Annotated in this window: 2 protein-coding genes; both read right to left on the bottom strand. The window is 53.9% G+C overall.

The window, feature by feature from the left end; translation table 11 throughout:
- Window positions 1–244: 244 nt before the first annotated feature.
- Window positions 245–517: a type II toxin-antitoxin system RelE family toxin gene (locus JQN68_RS14470; RefSeq protein WP_225073027.1), complete on the bottom strand. Its 273-nt coding sequence runs from the start codon at window positions 515–517 to the stop codon at window positions 245–247.
- Window positions 501–725, bottom strand: a complete 225-nt coding sequence (gene relB / locus JQN68_RS14465; protein WP_225073028.1) for a type II toxin-antitoxin system RelB family antitoxin — start codon at window positions 723–725, stop codon at window positions 501–503. Before relB ends, JQN68_RS14470 begins: the two co-directional genes overlap by 17 nt.
- Between the last annotated feature and the right edge of the window lie 497 nt (window positions 726–1,222).

Genomic DNA, 1,222 nt, shown 5'->3' with positions numbered 1-1,222 from the left:
GCCAGGTCCACAACTTACCTGGCAGCGTCTTCGATCGACCGAGAGGCAACGGCCCCAGCTGAACAAGTTCAGATGGGCAGGATTGTGCCGGCGGTGCTTCGTTGGCAGCGCTGGCGGTGAAAACGAAATTTTCCCTACCACAGGCCCTGGCCTGCTTCCGGGTTCTAGATTTCCCTCCACCCAGCAGCGCCGTTGTTTGCAACAGCCAGGCAGTGCCGCTTGGGTAGCGGAGGCCGGGGCATCATCATGCTTTATCGTAAACTTTGCTTCGGTGACCTATCATCAGGACCAGAACGAGTATCTTTTCGTCTTGAATCTCGCAGATCAGCCGATAGGCGCCAACGCGATACTTCCAGCGACCTGTCAGGTCTTTCCTCAACGGTGCGCCATATCGACGAGGATCATCGTCGGTGCTGATCCTCTCCCGCAGGTAGCGCACGATTTCTGTTTGAACCTGATGATCAAGCTTGGCTAACTGCTTTTTGGCGGTATGGGTGATCTCAATCCGCCAAGCCAAGTTCTTTCTCCAGATCGTCAAGGGTATACGTCTTTTCCTGACCCGATTCGACGCGTTTCAATATCTCATCGGAGAGGTAAGCCGCCTCCAGGTTGTCCAAGTGTTCGAGAATGGCTTCGCGGGCATAAAACGATTTTGAACGGCCTGAACGTTTCGCCAGGGCTTCCAGACGCCGTTCGATATCTTCAGGTAAACGTAGTGCGAGCATGGTTGCCTCCTTTGCTATACGTGTATGCTATCTGAGATCCGATTATTTGGCAACGGCATTTTGCCCAGATTTGGCGGGACATTTAAATTTTCACACTTTCCCGACCCAGGAGACTTCGCGAAATTAGGAGACTTCGCGGGGACGTTGTTTAATTGTCCAGCAAGTTTAATTTGCAAGAAAACCTGAAGCGGGAAGGGGTGCTTCCGAGTTCTAGATTTCCTGCCACCCAGCAGCGCCGGTGTTGGCAACAGCCAGGCAGTGCCGCCGGCGCACCGCCACCGTGGGCAAGAGCGAACATCAAAGACGCGCTCCCTGTTCAATGCGCTAAAAGTCCGAAATCACAACGTTTCCCCGCGAGTGCCATAGGGCGCCAGCCGGTCTTACGTCGTTTCTTTGGCTACTTTCTATTGGACGAGCAAAGAAAGTAGGCCGGCTGCCGGCCGGGACCGGCGAACTGGATTTTCCGGTTTTGGTTTGGATTGTTTCCAAGGTCAAAG

Origin of the sequence: Desulfuromonas sp. CSMB_57 (assembly GCF_020194955.2) — a bacterium.
In the GTDB taxonomy this organism is placed as follows: Bacteria; Desulfobacterota; Desulfuromonadia; order Desulfuromonadales; family Syntrophotaleaceae; genus JAFCIY02.
The sequence above is the reverse complement of the archived record's forward strand: the minus strand, read 5'-3'. Positions and strand labels throughout refer to the sequence as shown.